General features: G+C 68.1%; 28 protein-coding genes and 2 pseudogenes. 18 read left to right on the top strand and 12 right to left on the bottom strand.

The features are described 5' to 3' along the window. Nucleotides 1–22 precede the first annotated feature (22 nt). Genes C5E41_RS20470 through C5E41_RS20460 form a run of 3 tightly spaced genes read left to right on the top strand, consistent with a single transcriptional unit; the run spans nucleotide 23 to nucleotide 2,626 of the window. A complete protein-coding gene (locus C5E41_RS20470; RefSeq protein WP_104377413.1) occupies nucleotides 23–571 on the top strand; it encodes a PH domain-containing protein in 549 nt (182 codons plus the stop codon). 60 nt (nucleotides 572–631) lie between these two features. Continuing rightward, nucleotides 632–1,309 carry a response regulator transcription factor gene (locus tag C5E41_RS20465; protein WP_030513615.1) on the top strand — a complete coding sequence of 226 codons (678 nt, stop codon included), beginning with the start codon at nucleotides 632–634 and terminating at the stop codon, nucleotides 1,307–1,309. A gap of 6 nt (nucleotides 1,310–1,315) precedes the next feature. Beyond that, complete coding sequence (locus C5E41_RS20460; RefSeq protein WP_104377412.1) at nucleotides 1,316–2,626, top strand: sensor histidine kinase; 1,311 nt, start codon at nucleotides 1,316–1,318, stop codon at nucleotides 2,624–2,626. Nucleotides 2,627–2,635: 9 nt separating this feature from the next. Here the strand turns inward: C5E41_RS20460 and C5E41_RS20455 are convergent, their stop codons facing one another. Further along, on the bottom strand, nucleotides 2,636–3,181 hold the full coding sequence (locus tag C5E41_RS20455) for a GtrA family protein (protein ID WP_104377411.1): 546 nt from the start codon (nucleotides 3,179–3,181) through the stop codon (nucleotides 2,636–2,638). Nucleotides 3,182–3,332: 151 nt separating this feature from the next. Between C5E41_RS20455 and C5E41_RS20450 the strand changes: the two genes are divergently transcribed. The 5 genes from C5E41_RS20450 to C5E41_RS20430 all read left to right on the top strand — a co-directional run bounded on the left by C5E41_RS20450 (nucleotide 3,333) and on the right by C5E41_RS20430 (nucleotide 7,876). Then, complete coding sequence (locus tag C5E41_RS20450; protein WP_104377461.1) at nucleotides 3,333–4,535, top strand: 5-(carboxyamino)imidazole ribonucleotide synthase; 1,203 nt, start codon at nucleotides 3,333–3,335, stop codon at nucleotides 4,533–4,535. After that, nucleotides 4,528–5,076, top strand: coding sequence for a 5-(carboxyamino)imidazole ribonucleotide mutase (gene purE, locus C5E41_RS20445; RefSeq protein ID WP_439956423.1), 549 nt, complete (start codon nucleotides 4,528–4,530; stop codon nucleotides 5,074–5,076). Before C5E41_RS20450 ends, purE begins: the two co-directional genes overlap by 8 nt. Before the next feature lie 169 nt (nucleotides 5,077–5,245). Next, nucleotides 5,246–5,926 (top strand): TetR family transcriptional regulator, encoded by a 681-nt coding sequence (locus tag C5E41_RS20440; RefSeq protein ID WP_104377410.1) that lies wholly within the window; start codon nucleotides 5,246–5,248, stop codon nucleotides 5,924–5,926. Nucleotides 5,927–6,109: 183 nt separating this feature from the next. Further along, the gene (locus tag C5E41_RS20435) at nucleotides 6,110–7,267 is read left to right on the top strand and encodes an acyl-CoA dehydrogenase (protein ID WP_104377409.1); all 1,158 of its coding nucleotides are present in this window, start codon (nucleotides 6,110–6,112) and stop codon (nucleotides 7,265–7,267) included. Nucleotides 7,268–7,567: 300 nt separating this feature from the next. Then, nucleotides 7,568–7,876, top strand: coding sequence for a hypothetical protein (locus tag C5E41_RS20430; RefSeq protein ID WP_104377408.1), 309 nt, complete (start codon nucleotides 7,568–7,570; stop codon nucleotides 7,874–7,876). A 41-nt stretch (nucleotides 7,877–7,917) separates the two neighbouring features. Here C5E41_RS20430 and C5E41_RS20425 read toward each other — a convergent pair whose 3' ends face one another. Further along, nucleotides 7,918–8,208: a GNAT family N-acetyltransferase gene (locus tag C5E41_RS20425; protein ID WP_104377407.1), complete on the bottom strand. Its 291-nt coding sequence runs from the start codon at nucleotides 8,206–8,208 to the stop codon at nucleotides 7,918–7,920. A 57-nt stretch (nucleotides 8,209–8,265) separates the two neighbouring features. After that, nucleotides 8,266–9,624 carry an FAD-binding oxidoreductase gene (locus C5E41_RS20420; protein ID WP_104377406.1) on the bottom strand — a complete coding sequence of 453 codons (1,359 nt, stop codon included), beginning with the start codon at nucleotides 9,622–9,624 and terminating at the stop codon, nucleotides 8,266–8,268. Between the two features lie 50 nt (nucleotides 9,625–9,674). Between C5E41_RS20420 and C5E41_RS20415 the strand changes: the two genes are divergently transcribed. Beyond that, entirely contained in the window at nucleotides 9,675–9,995 is a 321-nt protein-coding gene (locus C5E41_RS20415) for a GroES family chaperonin (protein ID WP_030513633.1), read from the top strand. Between the two features lie 46 nt (nucleotides 9,996–10,041). On the opposite strand, the gene C5E41_RS20410 is transcribed toward C5E41_RS20415, so the two are convergent. After that, nucleotides 10,042–11,505, bottom strand: coding sequence for an MFS transporter (locus tag C5E41_RS20410; RefSeq protein ID WP_104377405.1), 1,464 nt, complete (start codon nucleotides 11,503–11,505; stop codon nucleotides 10,042–10,044). Nucleotides 11,506–11,662: 157 nt separating this feature from the next. Between C5E41_RS20410 and C5E41_RS20405 the strand changes: the two genes are divergently transcribed. Next, entirely contained in the window at nucleotides 11,663–12,250 is a 588-nt protein-coding gene (locus C5E41_RS20405) for a TetR/AcrR family transcriptional regulator (RefSeq protein ID WP_104377404.1), read from the top strand. A 107-nt stretch (nucleotides 12,251–12,357) separates the two neighbouring features. Continuing rightward, the gene (locus tag C5E41_RS36250) at nucleotides 12,358–12,537 is read left to right on the top strand and encodes a winged helix-turn-helix transcriptional regulator (protein WP_439956424.1); all 180 of its coding nucleotides are present in this window, start codon (nucleotides 12,358–12,360) and stop codon (nucleotides 12,535–12,537) included. Nucleotides 12,538–12,603: 66 nt separating this feature from the next. Here the strand turns inward: C5E41_RS36250 and C5E41_RS20395 are convergent, their stop codons facing one another. Genes C5E41_RS20395 through C5E41_RS20385 form a run of 3 tightly spaced genes read right to left on the bottom strand, consistent with a single transcriptional unit; the run spans nucleotide 12,604 to nucleotide 14,180 of the window. Beyond that, nucleotides 12,604–13,251 (bottom strand): Type 1 glutamine amidotransferase-like domain-containing protein, encoded by a 648-nt coding sequence (locus C5E41_RS20395; protein WP_104377403.1) that lies wholly within the window; start codon nucleotides 13,249–13,251, stop codon nucleotides 12,604–12,606. A gap of 6 nt (nucleotides 13,252–13,257) precedes the next feature. Beyond that, on the bottom strand, nucleotides 13,258–13,713 hold the full coding sequence (locus C5E41_RS20390) for a hypothetical protein (protein ID WP_104377402.1): 456 nt from the start codon (nucleotides 13,711–13,713) through the stop codon (nucleotides 13,258–13,260). Continuing rightward, nucleotides 13,710–14,180, bottom strand: coding sequence for an HIT family protein (locus C5E41_RS20385; RefSeq protein ID WP_104377401.1), 471 nt, complete (start codon nucleotides 14,178–14,180; stop codon nucleotides 13,710–13,712). The genes C5E41_RS20390 and C5E41_RS20385 overlap by 4 nt, the downstream gene beginning before the upstream one ends. Before the next feature lie 327 nt (nucleotides 14,181–14,507). On the opposite strand from C5E41_RS20385, the gene C5E41_RS20380 reads away from it, so the two are divergent. The 4 genes from C5E41_RS20380 (at nucleotide 14,508) to C5E41_RS20365 (ending at nucleotide 17,815) form a co-directional block, all read left to right on the top strand. After that, nucleotides 14,508–15,596 (top strand): Re/Si-specific NAD(P)(+) transhydrogenase subunit alpha, encoded by a 1,089-nt coding sequence (locus C5E41_RS20380; protein WP_104377458.1) that lies wholly within the window; start codon nucleotides 14,508–14,510, stop codon nucleotides 15,594–15,596. Next, complete coding sequence (locus C5E41_RS20375; RefSeq protein ID WP_104377400.1) at nucleotides 15,596–15,937, top strand: NAD(P) transhydrogenase subunit alpha; 342 nt, start codon at nucleotides 15,596–15,598, stop codon at nucleotides 15,935–15,937. Before C5E41_RS20380 ends, C5E41_RS20375 begins: the two co-directional genes overlap by 1 nt. 3 nt (nucleotides 15,938–15,940) lie before the next feature. Continuing rightward, complete coding sequence (locus C5E41_RS20370; RefSeq protein WP_104377399.1) at nucleotides 15,941–17,353, top strand: NAD(P)(+) transhydrogenase (Re/Si-specific) subunit beta; 1,413 nt, start codon at nucleotides 15,941–15,943, stop codon at nucleotides 17,351–17,353. A 144-nt stretch (nucleotides 17,354–17,497) separates the two neighbouring features. Continuing rightward, nucleotides 17,498–17,815, top strand: coding sequence for a hypothetical protein (locus tag C5E41_RS20365; RefSeq protein ID WP_104377398.1), 318 nt, complete (start codon nucleotides 17,498–17,500; stop codon nucleotides 17,813–17,815). 6 nt (nucleotides 17,816–17,821) lie between these two features. Here C5E41_RS20365 and C5E41_RS20360 read toward each other — a convergent pair whose 3' ends face one another. Beyond that, complete coding sequence (locus C5E41_RS20360) at nucleotides 17,822–18,328, bottom strand: MarR family winged helix-turn-helix transcriptional regulator (RefSeq protein WP_104377397.1); 507 nt, start codon at nucleotides 18,326–18,328, stop codon at nucleotides 17,822–17,824. Between the two features lie 354 nt (nucleotides 18,329–18,682). After that, nucleotides 18,683–20,044, bottom strand: coding sequence for an MFS transporter (locus C5E41_RS20355; protein ID WP_104377457.1), 1,362 nt, complete (start codon nucleotides 20,042–20,044; stop codon nucleotides 18,683–18,685). A 362-nt stretch (nucleotides 20,045–20,406) separates the two neighbouring features. On the opposite strand from C5E41_RS20355, the gene C5E41_RS20350 reads away from it, so the two are divergent. Then, entirely contained in the window at nucleotides 20,407–20,871 is a 465-nt protein-coding gene (locus C5E41_RS20350; protein WP_104377396.1) for an acyl-CoA thioesterase, read from the top strand. Between the two features lie 26 nt (nucleotides 20,872–20,897). On the opposite strand, the gene C5E41_RS20345 is transcribed toward C5E41_RS20350, so the two are convergent. The 3 genes from C5E41_RS20345 to pdhA all read right to left on the bottom strand — a co-directional run bounded on the left by C5E41_RS20345 (nucleotide 20,898) and on the right by pdhA (nucleotide 24,474). Next, nucleotides 20,898–22,313 carry a dihydrolipoamide acetyltransferase family protein gene (locus tag C5E41_RS20345; protein WP_258081110.1) on the bottom strand — a complete coding sequence of 472 codons (1,416 nt, stop codon included), beginning with the start codon at nucleotides 22,311–22,313 and terminating at the stop codon, nucleotides 20,898–20,900. A 116-nt stretch (nucleotides 22,314–22,429) separates the two neighbouring features. Next, nucleotides 22,430–23,410 carry an alpha-ketoacid dehydrogenase subunit beta gene (locus C5E41_RS20340; RefSeq protein ID WP_104377394.1) on the bottom strand — a complete coding sequence of 327 codons (981 nt, stop codon included), beginning with the start codon at nucleotides 23,408–23,410 and terminating at the stop codon, nucleotides 22,430–22,432. Beyond that, nucleotides 23,407–24,474: a pyruvate dehydrogenase (acetyl-transferring) E1 component subunit alpha gene (gene pdhA / locus C5E41_RS20335; RefSeq protein ID WP_258081118.1), complete on the bottom strand. Its 1,068-nt coding sequence runs from the start codon at nucleotides 24,472–24,474 to the stop codon at nucleotides 23,407–23,409. Before pdhA ends, C5E41_RS20340 begins: the two co-directional genes overlap by 4 nt. Before the next feature lie 262 nt (nucleotides 24,475–24,736). Here pdhA and C5E41_RS20330 point away from each other — a divergent pair. Both C5E41_RS20330 and C5E41_RS20325 read left to right on the top strand, forming a co-directional pair. Continuing rightward, a pseudogene (locus tag C5E41_RS20330) lies at nucleotides 24,737–25,219 on the top strand (Lrp/AsnC family transcriptional regulator); the annotation flags it as partial. A gap of 330 nt (nucleotides 25,220–25,549) precedes the next feature. After that, nucleotides 25,550–25,870, top strand: a pseudogene (locus C5E41_RS20325) (benzoate/H(+) symporter BenE family transporter); the annotation flags it as partial. Between the last annotated feature and the right edge of the window lie 65 nt (nucleotides 25,871–25,935).

Raw genomic sequence — 25,935 nt, 5'->3', positions numbered from 1 at the left:
GATCAGGGGGTAGGGTTCGCGTATGAGTTATCCGGAGGAGCTGCTCGCGCCGGACGAGCAGCTGCTACTGCACCGTCATCCGCATTGGAAGATGTTGTTCTTGCCGGCGCTCACCTTCATCCTCGCCACGGCGCTGGCCGGATTCCTGAGCGGGCTGGCCTGGCGCAACACCGAGGGCACCACGCGCAACGCCGTTCTCATCGCGATCGTCGTGGTGTGGGCGCTGCTGGTCGTGTGGCGTTGCCTGTCGCAGGTGATCCGTTGGAAGTCAACGCATTTCATCATCACCGATCGGCGGGTGCTGGTGCGCGAGGGCGTGCTCACCCACACCGGCATCGACATTCCGATGAACCGCATCTCCAGTGTGCAGTTCCGCCACGGGTTGTCGGACCGGTTGCTCGGCACGGGCACCCTGATCATCGACGCCGCCTCGGGCGATCCGTTGGAGTACGACGACATTCCGAACGTGCAGAAGGTGCATTCGCTGCTATACCACCAGGTCTTCGACAACCCGCACGGTGATCCGGGCCACGAGCAGTATCAGGACCCTCGCTACGGCCGCCGTCGGTAGCGGCGGCCGCGGTACGGTGGCGCACGCCCGATCGGCCCGGTTCGCCAGTAATCTTGTGCTGTGACCGCCGTACTGCTGGCCGAGGACGATGAGGCCATCGCCGCTCCGCTGTCGCGAGCGCTGGGGCGCGAAGGCTATTCGGTAACCGTCGAGAGCTTCGGCCCCGCCGTGCTGCGCCGGGCGCTGGAGGGTGAACACGATCTGCTCATCCTCGACCTAGGGTTGCCCGGTATGGATGGCCTGGAGGTGTGCCGCCAGGTCCGTGCCCGCGGCGCCGATCTCGCGGTGCTGATGTTGACCGCCCGCACCGACGAGGTCGATTTCGTGGTGGGTCTGGACGCCGGCGCCGACGACTATGTCGGTAAACCGTTCCGTCTTGCCGAACTACTGGCCCGCGTGCGAGCCCTGTTGCGGCGCAGCGGCATCGGCGACGAGGCGGTGGAGATCGGCGGGGTGCGGCTCGAGCCCGCGGCACGTCGGGTGCTGGTCAACGGCCATGAGGTGAATCTGGCCAACAAGGAGTACGAGCTGCTCAAGGTGCTCATCGACCGCGCCGGGCAGGTCGTGCCCCGCGAGACGATTCTGCGCGAGGTGTGGGGCGATGCCGATCTACGCGGCTCCAAAACCCTCGACATGCACATGTCTTGGCTGCGCCGCAAAATCGGCGACGAGGGCCCGGTCGCGGAGCGGCGTATCGTCACAGTGCGCGGTGTCGGTTTCCGCTTCAACACCGATTGATCGCCGATGCGGCGCCGAATTCTGCTGTCCATGCTGGCGGCCTTGACCCTCACCACCGTGGTGCTGGGTATCCCCCTGGCGTTCACCGCCTGGCAGTGGGTGGCCGATATCACCCGCAGCGATCTGCGCGCCCGTCTGGATCGCATGTCGGTGGAGATCGTCGGCCAAGAGCGTGAGGACGGGTTGGTCCACGGCGTGCTCGACCTGCGCTCGGTGCGGCCGCTGATTCCGTCCGGCGGACGTCTCACGATCATCTATCCGACCCCCGAGGACGCCGCGCTGCGCGTGGACGCGGGTGCGCCGGAGGTCGAGAACCCGGTGGTGGAATCGCTGTCGATGGGCACGTCCGGTTCCCTGCGACTCGAGGTGCCGGCCGCCCCCATGCATTCGATGCAGCGGCAAGCGGTGGGCGCGGTGGCGCTGGTGGCGCTGGCCTCGCTGGCCGCGGGCGCCGCGGTGGCGGTGGTGACCGCGCGTCGGGTCGCCGATCCGTTGCGGGATGTGGCCGCGCGCGCCGCCCGGCTGGCGAAGGGCGATTTCCGGCCGGACCCGCGTCGGCACGGGATCACCGAGCTCGACCGGGTCTCGGATGTGCTGGACTCGGCCACGGTGGAGATCGCGGGCCGGCTGCAGCGCGAACACGCGCTGGTCGCCGATGTGTCCCATCAGTTGCGCAGTCGCCTGACGGCGGTGCGGCTGCGCCTCGACGAATTGTCGGCGCATCCGGACCCGGCGGTCGTCCAGGAATCGGAGGAGGCGATGGCGCAGGTCGATCGGCTCACCGAGGCGATCGACGAACTGGTTCGCGATTCCCGCGACCAGGACGCCGCCGATCACGAACCGGTTCCGGTGGTCGCGGAATTGCGCGGGGTCGTCGCCGAATGGCGGCATCCCTTCGCCGAGGCCGGTCGCAAACTCGTGCTTTCCGGCGATCCGGCGCTGCGCGCACCGGTGACCGGATCGCGGTTGCGCGAGGCGGTGGCCGTACTGGTCGACAATGCGCTGGTGCACGGCGGCGGTGACTGTTCGGTGTCGGTGCGCACCGTCTACGGCGGGCCCGACCGGGAACCGCTGGTGGCGGTGGAGGTGGCCGACGAGGGTGAGGGGGTCAGCGACGAACTGGCACCGCACATCTTCGATCGCGGTTTCTCCGGCGCCGGATCGACCGGGGTGGGGCTGGCGCTGGCGCGCGCGCTGATCGAAGCCGACGGCGGCCGGTTGGAACTACAGCGACGGCGTCCGGCGCTGTTCGCGGTATTCCTCGGTAAGCCGACCGCGGGGCGGTCGGGTAACGGCGTCATCGGGGAGCCCCGCTGAACGGTGGGTTCAGCTGAAGCCGAGCGGTTTCTCTTCCTCGTACAGTTCTTCGAATTCTTCGACCAGTGCGTCGATTTCGTCGGGGAACACCCAGCGCTTCATCGCCCAGAATCGGAACACCATCTGCAGGATGTTGCCGATGATGAAGGCGCTGACGAAGTCGGCGATGTTCTCCACGGTCAAGCTGACATCGGGAACGTGCAGATGGAAGAAATACCGCGAAGCCCACAGCGGGAGATTCGACAGCAGCACACCGATGGCGCTGACCACGAAGAACAACAGGGCCTCGTGGTGCTTCTCACGACCGCCGCGACCCTTGAATGACCATTCCCGGTTCAGGATGTAGGACGCGATGACCGCGATAACTCCGGAAATGATCTTGGCCGTGATCGGTTTCGACTCGAGAACCGTCAATTTGAGGATGTAGAAGATACCGCTGTCGATGACGAAAGTGGTCGCTCCGACAATCGCGAACTTGATCAGCTCGTGATGACGAATAGCGAGGTCCCGTAGCGTTTTGGGCAGGATGTTGACCACATCGTCGACAAATGGCACCCGGTGAGTCTACGTCCGCCCCGCGTCGGGCAATCAACCCGCACTCATCCCCGCGTGTGGGCGCATGACAACATGGTGGGCTGTGAGCGAGCGTAGTGGGCCATCGATGGACCCCTCCACCGGGGTGCACGAGGTTGCCGAAGGTGAACCGATGCCGGTTTCGCGCAGTTTCGAGGGCGGTGGAATGCCGACCGTCGCGATGATCGGCGGCGGGCAGCTGGCGCGAATGACGCATCAGGCGGCCGTGGCGCTGGGGCAGCGCCTGCGGGTCCTGGCCGAGCGACCCGACGATCCGGCGGCCCAGGTCAGCCCCGAGTTGGTGCTCGGATCGCATACCGATCTCGCCGCCCTGCGCAAAGTTGCCGTCGGTACGCACGCGGTGACCTTCGATCACGAACATGTGCCGACCGAGCATCTGCTGGCGCTGGTGGCCGAGGGCGTGAACGTGCAGCCTCCGCCGGCCGCGCTGGTCTACGCCCAGGACAAGCTCGCGATGCGGCGCAAGCTGGCCGGGATGGGAGTCCCGGTTCCGGCGTTCACCGCGGTCGAGGCGGTCGCGGACGCCACCGGATTCCTCGCCGAACACGGTCCGTTCGTGCTGAAGGCGGTGCGGGGCGGCTACGACGGGCGCGGCGTGTGGATGATCGACGACGCCGCGGAAGCCGAACGCGTCGTCACCGATCAGCTCGGGCATGGTGTGACCTTGCTCGCCGAGCAGCGGGTGGATCTGAAGCGTGAGCTCTCCGCGATGGTGGCGCGCTCGCCGTTCGGGCAGGCCGCGGCCTGGCCCGTGGTCGAGACGGTGCAACGCGAGGGGCAGTGTGCCGTGGTGATCGCGCCCGCGCCGCAACTGTCGGACGAGGCCGCGACCGAGGCCGAATCGCTGGCCCTGCGACTGGCCGCCGAACTCGGCGTCACCGGCGCGATGGCCGTCGAGCTGTTCGAAACCCGCGCCGGTGATCTGCTGGTCAACGAGCTGGCCATGCGCCCGCACAATTCCGGGCACTGGGGGATGGACGGTGCCGTCACCGGACAGTTCGAACAGCATCTGCGTGCGGTTCTCGACTATCCGCTCGGCGCCACCACGCCGCTCGCGCCGGTGACGGTGATGGCGAACATCCTCGGCGCGGCCGAGGCGCCGGCGATGTCGATGGACGAGCGGCTGCACCACCTGTTCGCCCGGATTCCGGAGGCGAAAGTGCACCTCTACGGCAAGGGCGAGCGCCCGAAGCGCAAGATCGGGCACGTGAACATCCTCGGTGACGACGTGGCCGAGGTGCGGGAGAAGGCCGAACGGGCGGCGCACTGGATGTCGCACGCGGTGTGGACCGATGGATGGGATCCCCATGAGTGACAACGTGGAGGGCGCAGCTGTGTTCGATGGTCGCTCCGCAGGCTCCGCTCCGGCGGTCGGCCTGATCATGGGCAGCGATTCCGATTGGCCCACGATGGAAGCGGCCGCGGAAGCGTTGGCGGAGTTCGGGATTCGCTTCGAGGTCGGTGTCGTCTCGGCGCATCGCACGCCGCAGCGCATGCTCGACTACGCCCGCGAGGCCGCCGGTCGCGGCGTCAAGGTGATCATCGCCGGTGCCGGTGGCGCCGCCCACCTGCCCGGCATGGTCGCCTCGGCCACCCCGCTGCCGGTGATCGGCGTCCCGGTGCCGCTGAAGTATCTCGACGGCATGGACTCCCTGCTGTCGATCGTGCAGATGCCCGCCGGCGTCCCCGTCGCCACGGTGTCCATCGGCGGCGCCCGCAACGCGGGCCTGCTCGCCGTCCGCATCCTCGCCGCCGCCGACCCCCACCTGCGCACCCGCATGGAACAGTTCCAGGCCGACCTGGAAAAACTGGTCCTCGACAAGGACGAAGCCCTGCGCACCCGCCTGCTGGGCTGAGATGGTGCGGGTCTATCGCCCGGCCGAGTGATCTCGCGAGAACATCGGTAACTCATCGGGCACGCCCGGACGGTAACCGAACGCCTGACCGCCGGTCCGAAGCGCGAATGTCGCTGCGCCCAACGACACGCAGAAGTTCCCAGGGACTCGGCACAGCTACCGTTGTGGGGTGCCCAGCGACAATCCGACCCCCGTTCGTGCTGCCGACGCCGCGGAGTTTCGGCTGGCTGTGGTCGATCACGCGTTGCGGCTGTTCGCGGAGCAGGGGTACGAGGCGACGACGGTGGACGAGATCGCGGAGGCGGCGGGGATTTCGCGGCGGACGTTCTTTCGGCAGTTCCGGTCGAAGGAGGATGTGGTCTTCGCCGATCACGAGGAGCAGCTCGCCCGGGCGAAGGCGTATCTGGCTGCGGCGCAGGGTGATCCGTGGGACGCCGTGCGAGAGGCGGTGGTCGGGATCTTCGAGCGGTTCACCGAGACCAGGGAACTGGCCGCGCGCCGGTATCGGGTCGTCCGGCAAGCGTCGGCGCTGCGCGATCGCGAGATCGTGACCGTTTTCCGGTACGAACGGCTGTTCACCGACTATTTGCGCGATCGGCTGCCCGAGGTGCCCGATCTCGCGCTGATCCAATTCAGTGCGGCCGTCACCGCCACCCACAACTATCTGCTGCGCCGCATGGTGCGTGGTCGATCCGAGGCGAGCGCGGCCGATTTGCGTGCGGCGGTCCGGGCGATCGCGCCCCCCGGTGCGGCCTCGGAACCGGGCGAGATGGTGGTGGCGGTCTTCCCGCGCGAGATGCCTGCCCGGCAGGTCGCCGACCTCCTGGCCGACCGCCTCGATAATCTGTGAACCGGGCCGCTGGATCCAAGGATTGGCACTGAGTGCCACCGAGGATGGCGGCTATCCCCTCACGTCGTCGCCCTCGGACGGCGTATACTCGAATCCGACTGGCACTGAGTGCCGAGGTGCGCCAGTGTAGTGCCGGGATTCGCGGACCAGGCGAATCGAAACCCCACGACCAGGAGTGAACCCATGGCGGGCAACCCCGATTTCGAACTGTTCAAGTTGGACGACATCCACGACGAATTGCGCGCGGCGATTCGCGGCCTGGCCGAGAAGGAGATCGCCCCGCACGCCAAGGATGTCGACGGCAACGCCCGGTTCCCGCAGGAGGCGCTGGACGCGCTGAACGCCGCGGGCTTCAACGCGGTCCACGTCCCCGAGGCCTACGGCGGCCAGGGTGCCGACTCGGTCGCCACCTGCATCGTGATCGAGGAGGTCGCCCGCGTCTGTGGTTCGTCCTCGCTGATCCCGGCCGTGAACAAGCTCGGCACGATGGGCCTGATCCTGCAGGGTTCCGAGGAACTGAAGCAGAAGGTGCTGCCCGACCTCGTCGAGGGCAAGATGGCCTCCTACTGCCTGTCCGAGCGCGAGGCCGGTTCGGATGCGGCTTCCATGCGCACCCGCGCCAAGCGCGACGGTGACGACTGGGTGATCAACGGTTCCAAGTGCTGGATCACCAACGGTGGCCAGTCCACCTGGTACACCGTGATGGCGGTGACCGATCCGGAGAAGGGCGCCAACGGCATCTCCGCGTTCATGGTCCACAAGGACGACGAGGGCTTCGTGGTCGGCCCGCTCGAGCACAAGCTGGGCATCAAGGGTTCGCCGACCGCCGAACTGTACTTCGAGAACTGCCGCATCCCGGGTGACCGGATCATCGGCGCCGAGGGCACCGGTTTCAAAACCGCGCTGCAGACCCTCGACCACACCCGGCCCACCATCGGCGCGCAGGCCGTCGGCCTCGCCCAGGGTGCGCTGGACGCCGCGATCGCCTACACCAAGGAGCGCAAGCAGTTCGGCAAGGCCATCTCCGATTTCCAGAACACCCAGTTCATGCTCGCCGATATGGCGATGAAGGTCGAGGCCGCGCGCCTGATGGTCTACACCTCCGCCGCGCGCGCCGAGCGTGGCGAGGAGAACCTGGGCTTCATCTCCGCCGCCTCCAAGTGCTTCGCCTCCGATGTGGCGATGGAGGTCACCACCAACGCCGTGCAGCTGTTCGGCGGCGCCGGCTACACCACCGACTTCCCGGTGGAGCGAATGATGCGCGATGCCAAGATCACCCAGATCTACGAGGGCACCAACCAGATTCAGCGTCTGGTCATGTCGCGCCAGCTGCTGCGCTGATCGCGGGCTCGCTCGACGACGCGGGCGGTGCCGGGGAACGACCCGGCGCCGCCCGCGTCGCCTTGTGACATCAACCGAGGCGGCCCCGCTTCGTGGCGCGTCGCGCACAGCGAGTTGTCAGGACGAGTTACGGTATCGAAGCGCCGAATTCAGTGAATTACCGGCAATTTTCGCTGGTAGAACGGTAATGCCACGAAAATCTCTGCGACGTACTTTCAGATGCAATTTCAAATGTTCGTTCAATCGCAATCGGGCGAATTCGGAATTGTCCCAACGGCTTTCGCGGCGCACTATTGATGCATGGCAGGCGTGGAGATCACCGACAGGTTCGTCCGCCGCACCCTGGACAACGGGCGAATCGAAGAGGTCACCTGGCTGGAGCTGACCGAGGTGCGGATCATCACCACCGCCGACGGTCCCTTCGCCGACGACGTGTTCTTCGTACTGATCGGTGTGCGCGGGAACGGTTGCGTGGTACCGCATTCCGCTGCCGACACCGAGTTCCTGGCCCGCCTGCAGAAACTACCGGGCTTCGACAACGCCGCCGTGATCCAGGCGATGGAGACGATCGGCGACCGCCAGTTCCTGGTCTGGCGGCGCCGCATCTGACGCGGACGCCGCAGGACAACCGTGGCGCCGCAGGAGGGCCGCTAGGCGACCAGGTCGGCGTATTCGCGATGGTCGCCGATGTACTGCTCCACGTACCAGCAGGTCGGCACCACGGCGAAGCCGTTGTCGCGGCAGTCGGTGAGCGCGTATTCGACCAGTTGCGCCGCCACCCCGCGCCCGCGGAACTCGGGGAAGGTGAGGGTGTGGTTGAGATCGCGAATCGGCTTGTCGCCCGCGCTGCTCTCGGCGTAGTCCGCGTAGCCGGCGAGAGTGTCGTCGATGTAGATCTCGTAGCGGCCGGCGGCCGTATTGTGCTCGAGCCTGGTCGTCATATCACGTAGAACTCCCTCGTCGCCTCGATTTGTTCCGGTCTCCGATGTGGCGGACCGCTACAGCACCGCGCCCGGGTTGAGAATGCCGTGGGGGTCCAGGGCCTCCTTGATGCGGCGGGTCAGATCCATCACCTCCGGACCGACCTGATCCGGCAGCCACGCCTTCTTCAACCGGCCGACGCCGTGTTCGCCGGTGATCGTGCCGCCGAGCGCGATGGCCAGGTCCATGATTTCGCCGAAGGCCTGATGCGCGCGTGCGGTCTCGTCCGCATCGGCGGGGTTGTAGACGATCAGCGGGTGGGTGTTGCCGTCACCGGCGTGCGCGATCACCGAGATCAGCACCTCCCGACGCTCGGCGATCTCGGCGATAGCCATGACCAGCTCGCCCAGGCGCGGCAGCGGCACGCCGACGTCCTCGAGCAGCAGCGGACCCTTGCGTTCGACCGCGGGAATCGCGAATCGCCGTGCGGCGCAGAACGCTTCGCCCTCCTCGGGGTCCTCGGTCCGGAAAACCTCGGCGGCTCCGGCGCTTTCGCAGGCCTCGGCGATGATCGCGGCCTCCCGGGCACGGTATTCGCCGGGGGCGTCGGAGCGGGCCACCAGCATCGCGGCGGCCTCGCGATCGAGCCCCATCCCCATCTCGTCCTCGACGGCGTTGATCGCCACCGAGTCCATGAATTCCAGCATCGAGGGACGCAGCCGGGCCGCGATCGCCTCGATCGCCGCGGTGGCCGCGGTGAGGGTGGAAAACGTGGCGACCACGGTGCTCTGTTGCGGCTGCGCGGGGAGCAACCGCAGCGTCAGTTCGGTGATGATGCCGAGGGTGCCCTCGCTGCCGACGAACAGTTTGGTCAGCGACAGCCCGGCGGAATCCTTGAGTCGCGGCCCGCCCAGCCGGACCACCGTGCCGTCGGCGAGTACCACCTCCATACCCAGGATGTAGTCGGTGGTGACGCCGTATTTCACGCAGCACAGCCCACCGGCGTTGGTGGCCGCGTTGCCGCCGATCGAGCAGATCTCGAACGACGACGGATCCGGCGGGTACCACAATCCATGGTCGGCAGCCGCCCGTTTGACCTCGGCGTTCAGCAGTCCGGGCTGGGTGACGGCGGTGCGGGTGACGGGATCGACCGTGATCTGCCGCATGCGCTCGGTACTCACCAGCAGTGCGCCGTCCTGTGCGGTCGCGCCGCCGGACAGTCCGGTGCCGGCGCCGCGCGGCACCAGCGGGACCCGATGTTCGTGCGCCCAGCCGACCACGGTCGCGACCTGTTCGGTGGTCAGCGGCCGGACCAGTGCCGCCGGCATTCCGGCCTGTGGATCGAGCGCGCGGTCGTGGCGGTACCCGGTGAGGATGTCGGGATCGGTGACGACCGTGCCGTCGGGAAGCCGGTCAACGAGTGCTGCGATGTCCACACCCCGAACCTACGTGTTCGCGCGGGATTCGTGCGCAGTACACTGCCGCGGTGTCCGATGCCAAGCTAGAGATCCAGATGCTCCACGACCGGATCATGGTTCGCGTTTCCCAGGAGGAGGGCGAACGACGCAGCAGCGGCGGCATTCTGATTCCCGCCACCGCGCAAGTGGCGAAGCGGCTGACCTGGGGTGAGGTCAGTGGGGTGGGTTCGCATGTGCGCAGCGTGGGCGTCGGCGACCGCGTGCTGTTCAGCGCCGAGGACCAGTTCGAGGTGGAGGTGCAGGGTCAGGCCTACCTGGTGCTGCGCGAGCGCGATCTGCATGCGGTGGCGAGCGAACGCCCCGAACACGGCACCGGCCTGTACCTGTAGTCGGCACGGAAAGCCCCCGGCTGGGTAGCCGGGGACATCGAGCGCATCAGCGGGTGCGTCGCGGCAGCGCCAGCGCGGCGGCGAGCACCACGCCGAGGACCACGATCCCGGCCACCGCGGCCCTCTCCATGGCGGTCACATAGCTGCCGGTGGTGTGCGCCGCGCCCAGCGACGAGAAGAAGATGACGCCGAGAACGGTTGCGCCGATGGCGTTTCCGAACTGCTGCGCGGTGGTGAGCACACCGGCCGCCATCCCGGCCTGCGGCGCGGGGATGCCCGAGGACAGCACGGCCGAGACCACCGACGGGATGGTCATCCCATTGCCGAGGCCGACGATCATCATGCCCGGAATCAGCGCGAGGGCGCTCACCTGTGTGCCCATGTCGGCCAGCACCGCCAGGGTGATTCCCAGGCCGGTCAGGCTGGTGCAGGTTCCGATCACCATGACCCGGTTCCCGAACCGATTGGCGACCCGCGGTGCCAGGAACAGCGAACTGCCCGCGAAGCACAGTCCCAGCGGCGCGAAAGCCAGACCCGCACGCAGCGGCGACAACCCGAGGCCGCCCTGCAGCATCAGCGTCAGGCAGAGCATGAAGCCGGCGAAGAAGGTCAGATAGCCGCCCGCGATCACGAGGCCGAGACTGAACCCGCGTTCGCGGACCATGGCGGTGTCGAGGACCGGTTCCCCGCCGCGGCGTGCCAGCCGGTTCTCGTAACGCAGGGTCGCCAGCAGCACCGGCGCCGCAGCCGCCATCGACACCCAGGTCCACAGCGGCCAGCCCTCCGGCCGGCCCAGTGTGATCGGGATCAGCAGCAGTGCCAGCGCCGCGGAAATGCCCACGGCGCCAACGGGATCCAGTCGCGCCCGGCGAGTGCTGCCGGTGCGGGGGAGCCAGCGTGCGGCCAGGGCGGCCGCGACCAGTCCGATCGGCACGTTGATGAAGAAGATGGTCCGCCAGCCCCAGCCGAACAGATCGGCGTCGAGCAGGACGCCGCCGAGCACCTGGCCCGCGACCGCGCCGAGGCCGATGGTGGCGCCGAACGCGGCCATCGCCCGGGGCCGTTCGAGCGGCGGGAACAGGGTGTTGATCAGCGCCAGCATCTGCGGCACCATCAGCGCCGCGGTGCCGCCCTGCAGCACGCGTGCACCGACCAGCGCCCAGGCATCGGTCGCGAGGCCGCAGACCAGCGACGCCACCGTGAAGGCCAGCATGCCGACCACGAACAGGCGCCGATGACCGAACAGGTCGCCGAGCCGGCCGCCCGTGATCAGGCCCGAGGCGTAGGCGAAGCCGTAGCCGCCGACGATCAGTTCCAGCGCCGCTTCGCCGGCGTTCAGATCGTGTTGTAGCGAGGAGGCGGCGACATTGACGACGAACCAGTCGAACATCGCCATGAACATGGCGCTCAGCACCACCGGCAGCACCCGCCAGCGCGCCGGGTAGGGCATGGGGTCGGCGGGCGGCGTGCGCAGAAGCGGTGGGGCGGTCGATGTTTCGAGGGTGGGCATATCGGACTCCCCGGAATCGGTCGAGAGTGTCGACGGCGCCGCGCTGCGCCGCTGGATGCGGATCGGTCTCCGCGAGGGATGTAACTAACTAGTTGGTTAGGACTATTCCAGCGCCCGCGACGTCGTGTCAACCAATTAGTTGGTTAGCATCGATGACATGCCCCCGCGCGATCCCGAGGCCACCAAGGCCCGCATCTTCGAGGCTGCGACCGAGGAGTTCGCCGCCCACGGGATCGCCGGTGCCCGCGTGGATCGCATCGCCCGCAACGCCAAGGCAAACAAGCAGCTGATCTACGCCTACTTCGGCGACAAACAGCAACTGTTCGAGCAGGTGCTGGAAAAGGCGATGATCGATGTGGCCGCGGCGGTCTCGACCGATATCGACGACATCGACGCCTGGGTGGACGCACATATCGCCTACCACCGCGAACATCCGGAATTCCTCCGGTTGCAGATGTGGGAGGCGTTGGAACTCGCGCCGGACCAGGTCACCGCCGGCGAGGCCCGCGCGCGCCGGTACCGGGACAAGATCGAGAAGGTCGAGGCCGCGCAACGGCGGGGACTGCTGCGCGACGATATGCCGCCCGGCTATCTGCTCACCCTGCTGACCGGGCTGATCAACTATCAGCAGGCGCTCCCGCAGTCCCGGCGGTTCGTCGTCGGCGGTGCCGACGATCCGGCGGAGCTGCGCAACTGGGTGCGCGATGCCGCGCGCCGGATCGTCGCGCCGCGCGCGGATGCTTGAGCCGAACTCTCGCTACCGACGCGCGGCGATCTCCGTTTCGAGGCGGCCAGGTCGGTGGTCAGCGCTGCGCCGGCGAAAGCGGCGCTGCGGGTCAGCTGCGTCGGGCCGTGCCCTCGACCAGCGAGAAGATGCTGGTGCGGCAGTTGCGCGAGCTCGAGGCCGACGGTCTCGTGACCCGGACCGTATTCGACACCGTCCCGCCGCAAGGGGAATACGATCCGACCGCCGAGGGACGCGGCCTCGTGCCGGTGCCGACCGCACTGTACGGACGGCGAAAAGCGGTGTGAGCGAACGGGATCACCCTCGGCTGCGCGGTCGCCCGAACGGAGAGCGATCGGCGGCGGCCGCCGAATTCACCCGCCGGCCAGCACCTCGGTGCATGCGCCGTCGATCACGACGGCATCGTCGTCGGTCAGCGCCCAGTGCGGTGTTCCGGATGCGCGCAGGCGTGCGGCCAAGCGGGTGCCGTGGCCTTCCGGGTCGGTGGCCGGCGAATTCACATGCGGCACGATCGCCCGGTCCACCACGCCGAGTCCGTCCCAGCGAGTGTCGATCCCGCAGGCGGCCCGGACCTCGGCCGGGTCATCGGCGTCCTCCAGACCGCGCAGATCGGGAGTCAGCAGGCAGGCGCCCGCGCTGTAACCGGTGTAGGCCAGGACGTCCTCCGCCAGCAGTTCACGCAGCACGAGATCGGCCGCGCTGCGGGCGAATTGGGCACGCAGGACGAATGTGTTGCCGCCACGTACCCAGAGCGCGGGATAGCCGCGCAGCACGTGCTCCAAGTCCGCCGGGCGGCCCACGTATTCGCGTAGATCGACCACCTCGGGCCGAAATCCGCAGCGCCGTAGGGGAGTCAGATCGCTGGTCACCGCGCCGGACCAGGCCGACGGCCAGGCGTCGCAGGCATTCGGAATCACCGCGATCCGCCCGGGCCCGCCGACCAATTCGGCGAACCGGTCGTAGTGGGCGCCGAATCGGTAGCTGGACAGGAAGAGTCGCACGGCGAGTCAGATGGTGAACGCGAGATTCGCGGCGATCCGCTCACCCAGTTCACGGTCACCGTCGAGCTCGATCTCGTCGCGATGGTCTGCGGCGGCAGTGCGCCCGCCGCAGAGGCGGGCGAACAGGCTCGAACTCAGCCGAATGCCGGTGTCGGCCGGACGATCGGGAGCCGCAACGATTTCCGCGCGCCCGTCGACGCGGATGTGGACCGTCCGGGCGACGGGACCGGTGGTCTCGATCGTGATGCGGGACCCGTCGGGCGCGCCGCCACGCTTGACCACCACACGCCCGAGGAACGGTTCGATCTCGTCGAGCGCGATCTCGGCGCGCCGCCCGCCCTCGTCCATACCCAGGGTTTTCGCATCGCCACCGAGCGTGTCGGTGATGTCGAGCTGATGCATCCAGCAGTCGAACAACCGCACCCGCGTGAGTTCCGCGCGGTCGAGTGAGGCTGTGTTCATGAACGAGTCTCCCTGTCGGTCGGGTCGAGTCGATCCGGCTCCGCGCCCAGCCGGTCGAGCCCGGTGCGGAGCGCGGCCGCGGTGGCCGTCGGATCGTGCGGGCGCCGCAGCAGGAAGCCGCGGGCGAAGGCGAACAGGTCACCACCGCGGCGCGGCACCACGTGCAGGTGGACGTGGTGCACCGTCTGGAAGGCCGCTTTACCGTCGTTGAGTACGAGATTCGCGCCGTCGGCGCCGAGATCGCTGCGCCGCAACGCCTTTGCGATGCGATGGCCTACGCGGAACAGATCCGCGCCCAGCTCGGCGTCGAGTTCGTCGAGGTGGGCGGCATGGCTTTTCGGAATCACCAGGGTGTGTCCCCGGGTGATCGGCCGGATGTCGAGGAAGGCGTACACGCGCTCGTCCTCGTAGATCCGCGTCGCAGGCGCGTCGCCCGCGACGATCCGGCAGAAGATACAGCCACTCACCACGCAGACATTACGGCGGAAGGCGTACCCGGTATAGCCCGCTTCCGCGCTGCGCGAGCGGGGAATGGAGAGAGAAGGCGTGGTGTGATGTGATGTTGATCTCAACTAATCTCACCGGCCTGCCGGGTACAGTTGCGAGAATTATTCCGGAACTTACTGGAAAGTAAGTTCTGCTCGGCCAGACCCAAACAGGCGGCCCACCTGGACATCAGGGGGCCAGCTTGCCGTCACAAGTAAGGAAGTTGACCAGTGGAGACAACGCAGGGCGCGAACGAGGGCGCGCAGCCCGGCGACGACAGTCGCGCGTCGCACCGCACGCGTGTCGGTGTGGTTCGTGAGACCAATGCCGACGAACGACGCGTCGCGTTGGTGCCGAAGATCATCCCGAGCCTGGTGAAGCAGGGTGTACAGGTCGTCGTCGAAGCCGGCGCGGGTGTCGGGGCATTGATTCCGGACGAGGCTTACGAGGCCGCGGGCGCGACGATCGGTGATCCGTGGCAGGCCGAGGTCGTGGTGAAGGTGGCCCCGCCCAACGACGCCGAGATCGCCAAACTGTCGCAGGGCCAGACCCTGATCGGATTCCTGGCTCCGCGCAACGCGGACAACAAGATCGGCGCGCTGCAGAACGCGGGCGTGCGCGCCTTCGCCGTGGAGGCGATTCCGCGGATTTCGCGCGCGCAGGTGATGGACGCACTGTCCTCACAGGCCAATGTCGCCGGATACAAGGCGGTGCTGCTGGCGGCGTCGGAGTCGACGCGGTTCTTCCCGATGCTGACCACCGCGGCGGGCACGGTGAAGCCGGCGACGGTGCTGGTGCTGGGCGTGGGGGTCGCGGGTCTGCAGGCCCTGGCGACCGCCAAGCGCCTCGGTGCGCGCACCACCGGGTACGACGTGCGGCCCGAGGTGGCCGATCAGGTGCGGTCGGTGGGCGCGCAGTGGCTGGATCTGGGCATCGACGCGGCCGGTGAGGGTGGTTACGCCCGCGAGCTGACCGAGGACGAAAAGGCCCAGCAGCAGCAGGCTTTGGAGGATGCGATCAAGGGTTTCGACGTGGTGGTCACCACCGCGCTGGTGCCGGGTCGCCCGGCGCCGCGATTGGTGACCGCCGCCGCGGTGGAGGGGATGAAGCCCGGCAGCGTGATCGTCGACCTCGCCGGTGAGACCGGTGGTAACTGCGAGTTGACCGAACCCGGCAAGACGGTGGTCAAGCACGGTGTCACGATCTGCTCGCCGTTGAACCTCCCGGCGACCATGCCCGAGCACGCCTCGGAGCTGTACTCGAAGAATATCGCGGCGCTGCTCGAGCTGATGCTGAAAGACGGCGAGCTCGAGCCCGATTTCGGCGACCAGGTGCTCGCCGATTCCTGTGTGGCCGGTGCGCCGAGCCGTCCCGCCGACTCCGAGGAGCAGGGCTGATGTATACCGAGCTGTTGGCCAATATCGCGATTCTGGTGCTGTCCGGATTCGTGGGTTTCGCGGTGATCTCCAAGGTGCCCAACACCTTGCACACGCCGCTGATGTCGGGCACCAACGCCATTCACGGCATCGTGGTGCTGGGTGCGCTGGTGACCCTCGGCAAGGTCGATCATCCGTCGGTGATCACCCAGATCATTCTGTTCGTCGCGGTGGTATTCGGAACGCTGAACGTGGTCGGTGGTTTCGTGGTGACCGACCGCATGCTGGGGATGTTCAAGGGCAAGAAGCCCGCTGCGTCGGGCGCGGAGCGCCCTGGTAATACCGAGAAGGCGGGCCGCTGACTCATGGACAATCTGGTCAACATCCTTTATATCGTCGCGTTCTCGCTGTTCATCTACGGTCTGATGGGGCTGACCGGCCCGAGGACCGCGGTGCGCGGTAACTGGATCGCGGCGGTCGGTATGGGCATCGCGGTGATCGCGACGTTCATCTCCATTCGCGACACCTCGAACTGGATCATCATCATCGCGGGCCTGGTTGTCGGTGTGGCGCTGGGTGTTCCGCCGGCGCGGTTCACCAAGATGACCGCGATGCCGCAGCTGGTGGCGGCGTTCAACGGTGTCGGTGGTGGCACCGTCGCGTTGATCGCGTGGTCGGAATTCCTCAACAGCCAAGGCTTTTCGCGGCTGCACGAGCAGCCCACCGTGCACATCGTGATCGGCTCGCTGTTCGCGGCGATCATCGGCTCGATCTCGTTCTGGGGCTCGCTCATCGCGTTCGGCAAACTGCAGGAGATCCTGCCCGGCCGCCCGATCGGACTCGGCAAACTGCAGCAGCCGCTGAACCTGCTGCTGGCCGCGGGTGCGATCGCCTCGGCCGTGGTGATCGGTATCGGCGCCACCAAGGACGGTGTGCCGTGGTGGTGGATGATCCTGCTGCTGGTGCTGGCCGCGGTGCTCGGTTTGATGGTGGTGCTGCCGATCGGCGGCGCGGACATGCCGGTGGTCATCTCGCTACTGAACGCGCTGACCGGTCTGTCCGCGGCGGCCGCCGGTCTGGCGCTGAACAACACCGCGATGATCGTGGCCGGCATGATCGTCGGCGCGTCCGGCACCATCCTGACCAACCTGATGGCCAAGGCCATGAACCGGTCCATCCCGGCCATCGTCGCGGGTGGTTTCGGTGGTGGCGGCGGTGCCGCCGCGGCCGGCGGCGGTGAGCAGAAGCAGGCCAAGGCCACCTCGGCCGCCGACGCCGCGATCCAGATGGCCTATGCCAACCAGGTGATCGTGGTGCCCGGCTACGGTATGGCCGTCGCTCAGGCCCAGCACGCGGTCAAGGAGATGGCCTCACTGCTGGAAGCCAAGGGTGTCGAGGTCAAGTACGCCATCCATCCGGTCGCGGGTCGTATGCCCGGCCATATGAACGTGCTGCTGGCCGAGGCCGAGGTCTCCTACGACGCGCTCAAGGAAATGGACGACATCAACGGCGAATTCTCGCGCACCGACGTGGCTTTGGTGATCGGCGCCAACGACGTCACCAACCCCGCCGCGCGCGAGGACTCCTCCAGCCCGATCTACGGGATGCCCGTGCTAAACGTCGACCAGGCCAAGAGCGTGATCGTGCTGAAGCGGTCGATGAACTCCGGCTTCGCCGGCATCGACAACCCGCTGTTCTACGCCGACCACACCTCCATGCTGTTCGGCGACGCCAAGAAATCCGTCGCAGCCGTCACCGAGGAACTCAAGGCGCTGTAACGATCGCCTCGGCTCCGGCCGCGCTGCTCGCCGCTTCCGGCGACGGTGGGCGCACGCCGCCTCCCGTCCGTGGGTGGCGGACTAGAGTGGCCCGCAAAGCGCGGTGGTGCCGTGAGCGCGGCACAACAACCGGAAGGGGTCGAGATGACGGTTCGGGAGCGGTTCGACCTGCCTGCGGTGGGCGATGATTCGGCGGTCTACGGGACGCCCTATCGAACCCCAGAGGGCGCCACGGTCATCCCGGTGACGCGCCCCGGCGGAAAATTCCGGCGCGCCCGGCCGCTCGGCGTCTTCGTCATCGAGGACGGGAACACCGGCTGGCACGCTGTCACCGACGACACCGCCATCGCGCTGCTGGGCATCTTCGTCGGCTTGGTGGCGACGACGCTGTCCTTGGTCGCGGTCGTGCGGAATCCGCCGTGGCCGAAGGTGACGATTCGGATCGACCGCAAGGAGCGCTGACCAGCGTCATCGCCGCCAGGTGTCGGTGCGCTCGGCAGCGTCGAGAAACGCGTCGACCATGCGGTGGTTGAGCGCCGCGAGCCGACGCAGATCCTCGGTCGACCAGTCCGCCAGCGCGTCGCGCATGTGGCGGCGGCTCACCGCGCGGATCGCGTCGACGGTGGCCCGGCCCTCGTCGGTGATGCGCACGCGCTGTGCCCGGCGGTCCTCCGGATCGGTCACGCGGGCGACGTAGCCGGCCCGTTCCAGGCGCTGAATCTGGCGCGTGACATGCGGCGCCTCCACACCCAGGCAGGCCGCGAGCTCACCCATGCGCATGGGCTCCTCGGCGTCGGCGAGCATCTGCAGCAGCGGCACGTTCGCGCGGTCGAGATTCACCCCGGCCGCGGCGATGGTCCGATCGTGCCGTCTGGCCCGGGTGAGCAGGTGCGCGATCCGGGTCAGGGCGTGCTCGAGTTCCACGATGTAGTCGGCATCGACCACCGATTTGGGACTTCCTTCGGAACGCGGCACAGGGTCATTCTACTACTCAACTTACTTAAGTTAGGTAAGTATGCGGCCAGGGTATTCAGCGGCGCTGGGAACCCTTGCCGTCCAGCATGTTCCGATGGGCGAGAGCGGAATCGCCAGCGGGATCAACTCCGCTGGTGCGTACGGCGGGCAGCGGTATCGCCGGCGCCACTGCGGCACAAGCACGAACGATAGCGGCTAGGCCGACTTTCACCTGATCCCCGCGAGCAGTTCGCCGTGCGAGACGCCCTGTGCCGCGGGAAGTTTCCCGCCGAGCCGGTTGGGGATCCGCCAGAGCGGGGTAGCCACGACACCGGGGAGACGGTGTTGACGCGCACGCCGCGCGGGGCCAATTCCTCACCGAGGCGTTTGCTCGGCGTCGACAGGTTCGGCCGGAGTGCCGTCCCCGACGGTTCGTGCGAACCAGGCGCAGAGCAGGACGGCTGTCAGGGGGAAGGTGAAGGCGAGGGTGAGGGAGGTGAGTTGGGCGAGCCAGCCGATGACCGAGGGGCCGGCGAGGAAGCCGAGGTAGCCGAGGCCGAAGACCTTGGACATGTCGGTGGCGGCGGTGGGGGTGCCCAGATTGCCCGCGGCGGTGAAGATCTGGGGGACGCCACCGGCGAGGCCGAGGCCGGCGAGGATCCAGCCCGCGAGGCTCAGCGGCAGCCACGGTGAGAGCATGATGACCGCGAGACCGGCTGCGCCGAGGACCGAACCCCAGCGGACGACGGCGATGCGGCCGAACCGTTCGCTGACTCGGTCCGCGGTGAAGCGACCGACGGTCATGGCGATGGAGAACGCGCCGAACGACAGGGCGGCGGTGGCATCGCCGACCCCCAGATGTTCGTGCGTCTGCAGGGCGCTCCAGTCGTTGGCCACGCCCTCGGCCATCAGCAGGGCGAAAGCGATCGCGGCCAATGCCAGTACCTTCGGCGGGAGCAGACGCCGGATTCGCCGCCGCGCGGTGGATTCGTCGCGTCGCGCACCGGTGCGGGAATCCGGGGATGGCACGGCGGATTTCACATCCGATTCGCGAGCCGCCGCGGCGACTGGGCCCGCGTGGTCGGCGGCCGGTGCGGCGTATTCGGCCACCTCGCCGCTCGGTTCGACGTGCGAGGTCGTGTGCGGGCGGGGGAGCAGACTCGGCACACTGGCCAGCATCACCAGCAGGCCCAGCACCGCCGCGACCGCGAAACTCACCCGGGTATCGGCGCCGGCGTGCATGGCCGCCGCGCCGGCGAGCGAACCGACCAGACCGCCGCAGGAGAAAAGCGCGTGAAACGCGGCCATGATCGGCCGGCTGTAAACCCGCTCGACCTGCACGGCCTGGGCGTTCATCGACACGTCGAGCGCGCCGTTGCCGAAACCGAAGATCGCGAGCGCGATGGCGAGCTGGATGGGCCCCGTCGCCCACGCCGGCCCGCTCACCGCCACGACCAGCCAGGTGACGGCCGCGCCGACCAGGACCCGGCTGCCGAAGCGGTCGGCGAGCGGACCCGCCGCCTGCATACCGACGATGCTGCTGCCGGCCATCACCAGGATCAGTAAGCCGAGTGTTCCGTGCGATACCCCGGTGCGTTCGGTGATGACCGGAATGTGCACCACCCACATCGCGGCCAGGAACCCGTTGAGCGCGAAAGTCGCGAACACCGCTGCCCGCGCGCGGCGAGCGGCCGGAGCAACCGTCCCGCGCCGTGTCGTCTCCACCGATGAATGCATCGAGTCGACGGTACCGGGCGCGCACCGATTCTTCACCGCGCGAGGCGCGAGGGGCGGTGCCGGACCGGGTGGCCCGGCACGCGGATCCCCTTGGGGCCCAACACCCGAAGCGTCTGCCCCGCGGGTACGACTCCGGAGCGGAGGAGTGCGTCGAAGCGTCGTTGATTCGGCGGCGCCGACCGCGGTCGGCGGCTCCCCGTCTCCCGAACGATCACGGCATCGTCGACGTCACCGCACGGGCCCCGGATGTAACCGGTTTCGATTCGAGTGTATGACCTACCACCGACACGTTTCGGCGGCGCGCCGGGTTCACCTGCCGTCTCCGCCCGCGTCGCTCCGGTCGCGTCACTATTGTCGGGGCGGTGACCATACAGCAGGACTATCCGGTGCTCTGGCCGGTGCCGACCCGATGGGCCGACAACGACCACTACGGCCACGTCAACAACGTGACCTACTACTCGTACTTCGACACCGCGGTCAACGCCTGGTTGATGGCCGCGACCGGCACCGACATCCGGGAACTGCCCGCGATCGGCGTGGTCGCCCAGACCTCGTGTCAGTACCTGGGCTCGCTGAGTTTTCCCGACCAACTACGGGTCGGGCTGCGAATCAGCCGCCTCGGTCGCTCCAGCATCACCTACGACCTGGCGATCTTTCGCGTCCTGGACGCCGGCTCCGCCGCCGACACCACGGGTGAAGATCTGGAGTTGGCCGCCACCGGCACCTTCGTGCACGTCTACGTGGACAACGAGACCCGCAAATCGGTGGAGATCCCGGCGATCATCCGCAGCGCCGCCGCCGCACTGGTGACCGGCGAGGCCCGGTGACCAGCGGGGCCGGCGTCCCGGGAACCTCAGACCCGGCCCAGCAGGGTCAGCGGATCCTCGAGCAGTGAGGCCACCGTGGACAGGAACCGCGCGCCGAGTTCCCCGTCGATCATGCGGTGATCGAAGCTCACACCGAGCGTGGTGATCCACCGGATCGCCGGTTCGTCGCGGTACACCCAGGGGCGTTTCCGGATCGAACCCAGGCACAGAATCGCGCCTTCGCCCGGATTGACCAGCGGTACACCGGTATCCACACCGAAGACGCCGACATTGCTGATAGTGAAGGTGCCGCCGCGCAGATCGGCCGGTGTCGCCGAGCCGGCGCGTGCCACATCGGCGAGCCAGCCGATCTCCCGGCACAGCTCGCGCAGGCTCAGCGACTGCGCCTCCTTGATGTTGGGGACGAGCAGCCCGCGCTCGGTGGCCACGGCGATGCCGAGATTGACGTAATGCTTGGTGACGATCTGATTGGCTTCGCCGTCCCAATAGGAGTTGATCCCCGGGAATTCGGCGATCGCCGCCAGCGTCGCCTTCGCCACCAGCGCCAGCGGAGTGAGCGACAGCCCGGTGAAGGAGTCGGTGCTGCGCAGGTGGTCGAGCAGTTCCATCGAGGCGGTGAAATCGGTGGTCACGAACGCGCTGGCCTGCGGGATGGTGCGAGCGCTGGTGGTCATGGCCGCGGCGATGCGCTTGCGGACGCCGTTGACCGGAGCGCGGGTTTCGCGTTCGCTCGGCGTCGGCCGGATGACGCCGCCGTCGGGCCGCATGGTGGGCACCGGTGGGGCGGCCGGGCGCGGCGCATCGGTGGCCTCCTCCTCGGTGCGCACCCGGCGCGGCGGCTGCGATACCGGCACCGCGTGGCGCACATCCTCGACCGTCACCGCCCCACCCGGACCGGAGCCGGCCACGAACGCGATATTGATTCCGAGTTCCCGAGCCAGCTGGCGGGCGGCCGGAGTGGCGGGCGGGCGGCCCGGGAACTCCGGCGGGATCTCCTCGCTGCCCGTCGGCGCGGCCGAATGCGGCTTCGCCGCACCGTTTTTCGACGCGGAGCGACGCCGGGTGGGCGCTTCGGCCTCGGGGCCGTAACCGACGAGCACCGACGTGCGGCCTTCGGCGGACGCTCCGGAAGTTCCGCCGGGCGCCCCGGAAGTTCCGCCGGCCGTCGTGGAAGCTCGGCCGGTCGCCGCATCGGTGCGCACTCTGATCAACGGCGCGCCGACCGCCACCGTTTCACCGGGCCGGGCCAGCAGCTCGGCGACCTGCCCGGCGAACGGACACGGTAGTTCGACCTGTGCCTTGGCGGTTTCCACCTCGGCGATGGTCTGGTTGAGTTCGACGGTATCGCCGACGGCTACCGACCAGGAGATCAGTTCGGCCTCGGTCAATCCCTCCCCGAGATCGGGCAGCCGGAACTCGAGTATGTGATTGTTGTCGTCCACAGCAGGGTCTTCCAACGGGCACCTCTGTCCGAACGGTTATCAGGCGGTGTATGTAGGGCCTGATGGGGAGGACCTACGTGGTTACGCTGCGCTTCCGCCTCCGGTCCTCGACCCCATCAGGCGGCGAACGTTCGATCGACCGCATCGAGAATGCGATCGGGGTCTGGCATGTGGTGCCGTTCGAGCTTAGCCGGGGGATACGGGATGTCGAAGCCACCGACGCGCAGGACCGGCGCCTCGAGATAGTAGAAACACCGTTCGGCGATACGGGCGGCGATCTCGGCGCCGAGCCCGGCGAAAACCGGCGCCTCGTGCGTGACGATCAGCCGGCCGGTGCGGCGCACCGATTCCTCGATGGTGTCGAAATCGATCGGCGACAGGCTGCGCAGATCGATCACCTCGAGTGAATGTCCCTCTCCGGCCGCGATTTCGGCCGCGGTCAGCGCGGTGGCGACCATCCCGCCGTAGGCGACGACGGTGGCGTCGAGGCCCGACCGGCGGATACGTGCCCGCTCCAGCGGGAGCGGATCCGCGTCGAGGGCGGTGAAATCCACATCGGCCTTGTCCCAATAGCGCCGCTTGGGCTCGAAGAAGACGACCGGGTCGTCGCATGCAATCGATTGGCGCAACAGTCGATACGCATCCTCGGGCGTGCTCGGCGAAACCACGCGCAGTCCGGCGGTATGCGCGAAGTACGCCTCCGGTGACTCCGAATGATGTTCGACCGAACCGATTCCGCCGCCGAAGGGAATCCGGATGGTGATCGGGGCGCGGACCTTGCCCTGCGTGCGGTAGTGGATTTTGGCGACCTGCGAAACGATCTGGTCGAAGGCCGGGTAGACGAATCCGTCGAACTGGATCTCGCACACCGGCCGCAAACCGCGCAGTGCCATTCCGAAAGCCGTTCCGATGATGCCGGATTCGGCCAGCGGCGTGTCGATGACGCGATTGTTGCCGAAATCCTTCTGCAGCGTGTCGGTCACTCGGAAGACGCCGCCGAGCCGTCCGATGTCCTCACCCATCAGTACGACCTTCGGATCGTCCTCCAAGGCCCGGCGCATTCCGGTGTTCAGCGCGTTCGCGAAGGTGGTGATCATGCCCGTACTCCTTCCTCGAAACCCGCCAGGTATCCGGCGTACTCGTCGCGCTCGGCGGCGATCAGGGGATGCGGGGTGGTGTAGACGTGCTCGAACAACTGCATCGGATCCGGATCGAGCATGTCGATGGTCGCGGTGCGGACCGCGGCGCCGACCGCGTCGGCGCGTGCGGTGACCCGCCGCTCGAAGTCGCTGTCCCACAAACCCTCTCGCTCGAGCAGCCGGCGCATGCGGTCGATGGGGTCGCGGCGCTTCCACAGCTCGGTTTCCGCGGCCGAACGGTAGCGGGTGGGATCGTCGGCGGTGGTGTGCGGGCCCATCCGATAGGTGATGGCCTCGATGAACGAGGGGCCGCCGCCGGCGCGGGCGCGGGCGACGGCCTGCCGGGTCACCGCCAGCACGGCCAGCACGTCGTTGCCGTCGACCTGCACGCCCGGTATGCCGTACCCGTAGGCGCGCCGGACGATCGGCGTCTGGCTCTGCACCTGGACCGGTTCGCTGATCGCCCAGTGGTTGTTCTGGCAGAAGAACACCACCGGCGCACTCCAGGAGGCGGCGAAGCCGAGCGCCTCGGCGATATCGCCCTGACTGCTGGCGCCGTCACCGAAGTAGGTCAGCACCGCGATCTCCGCACCTTCGAGATGTGCGGCGTAGGCGTAACCGGTGGCGTGCAGGCCCTGGGAGCCGACGACGATGGCCGGATTGGTCATGTTGATCTCGTCCGGATCCCAGCACGAATGCGCCACGCCTCGCCACAGCCGGGTGATGAGACTGGGATCCACGCCGCGGCAGTAGGCGACACCCGCCTCGCGGTAGCTGCAGAAGACGTAGTCGTCGTCGTGCAGCGCGCGGGCCGAGCCGATCTGCGATGCCTCCTGCCCGAGCAGCGGGGCCCACAAGCCGAGCTGACCCTGCCGCTGCAGTGCGGTGGCCTCGACGTCGATGCGGCGGGTGACGACCAGGTCTTCGTACAGTTCGCGCAGTTCGGCCGGACCGATGTCCGCGATCAGGGCCGCGTGCTCGCGGTCGAGAACGCGGCGCCCGTCGGGCTGAACCAGTTGCACGGGATAGGGGTTCGTCCCGGTGGCGTGCCTGGTTGTGGTGTTGTGCGCGGTGGTGTTGTGCGCGGTGGGGTTGTGCACAGCCGTCACCTCCTTGTTGCCGCGTATGACGGGGTATCCGTCCTCGCGATCCGGCGGACTGCTCTTCGCCAGCTGTGTGCTGTACCTCACAGCATCCACGATTGAGCGGGCTGCGCAAGTGGCAACACGCGAACTGTGCAGAATGCTCGGTCTGGACGGGGTCGGAGCTGTCATACTGCGTCACATGCCCAGTGCCGAACCCGCTCCGGCGACTATCGACGCCACCGACGCCCGGCTGCTGCTGGAACTGGTTGCCAACCCTCGTGCCACCGGGGTGGAACTGGCCACGCGGCTGGGGCTGTCCCGCAATACCGTGCAGGCCCGGCTGGCTCGATGGGAGGCCGCCGGTGTGCTGGCCGGATTCGAGCGGCGGGTCGACCCTCGCGCCCTCGGTTACCGGCTGGCGGCCTTCGTCGCGGTGGTGGTCGATCAGCATCGGCTCGCCGACGTGGTGGCCGAACTCGCCGAGATCCCCGAGGTCACCGAGGTGTGCGGCACGACCGGGCCGACGGATCTGACCGTTCGCGTGGTCGCGCGCGACGCCGACGATCTGTATCGGATCACCGGCGCGATCCTGAAGATCGCGGGCGTGCAGCGCACCAATATGGCGCTGGTGATGCAACAGTTGGTCGGGCCGCGCACCGCGCCGCTGCTGCAGCGGCTGGCCGGAGCCGACGAGGCGGCGGCATCACGAAAGGACACCGGACGAAACGACACCGGACGAAACGACACCGGACGAAACGACACCGGACGAAACAATGCAGGGCGATCCGATGCCGGCGCGAATTCGGTCCAGTTCCGGCGTACTGGCCGCTGACGGCAGGGCCGGCCGCCCGCAAAGATAGCTCGGTGACTGCCACCGCCGATTCCGCATCCCGTCCGCCCGACGTTGCCGAGGCGCGGACGGGCTTCCAGGCGGTCGAGGACGAGCACCGGCCCGGCGGTGCCGGACCGGCGATCGGCGCCGGAATCATCGCGGCGCTGGTCGGTTTCACCGTTGGCGGCCGCGCCCTCGGCCCATCCCGATCCGCGGCGGCGGTGGGTGGTCACGATGGCCGCCGGGGCGTCCTACCTGGTGCTGGCCCCCGCCGCCGCGGCGCTGGTCGCGCTCGCCGCCGTCGCCCCCGCCGGCGTGCTGGAAACCGTTGCCGGACTTGCCCTCCTCGGCACCTTCGCCGCCGCCCTCACCGCGGCGCTCGGGGTGGCCGAACATCGCGTCGCGGCCACGGTGACCTTCCTGGTCTCGGCCTCCGGGATCGCGGTGTTCGGCATCGGCGCCGCGTTCTGGGCGGTGGTCGCGGGCCTGGTCGTGCGGTGAATGCTGACCCGGCGGGACGCGCCCGTGTCGTAGGCTGACACGTGTTCGCGTCACGGGTACATCTG

The organism is Nocardia nova, from assembly GCF_002933465.1.
GTDB classification, from domain to species: Bacteria; Actinomycetota; Actinomycetes; order Mycobacteriales; family Mycobacteriaceae; genus Nocardia; species Nocardia nova_B.
The sequence above is the reverse complement of the archived record's forward strand: the minus strand, read 5'-3'. Positions and strand labels throughout refer to the sequence as shown.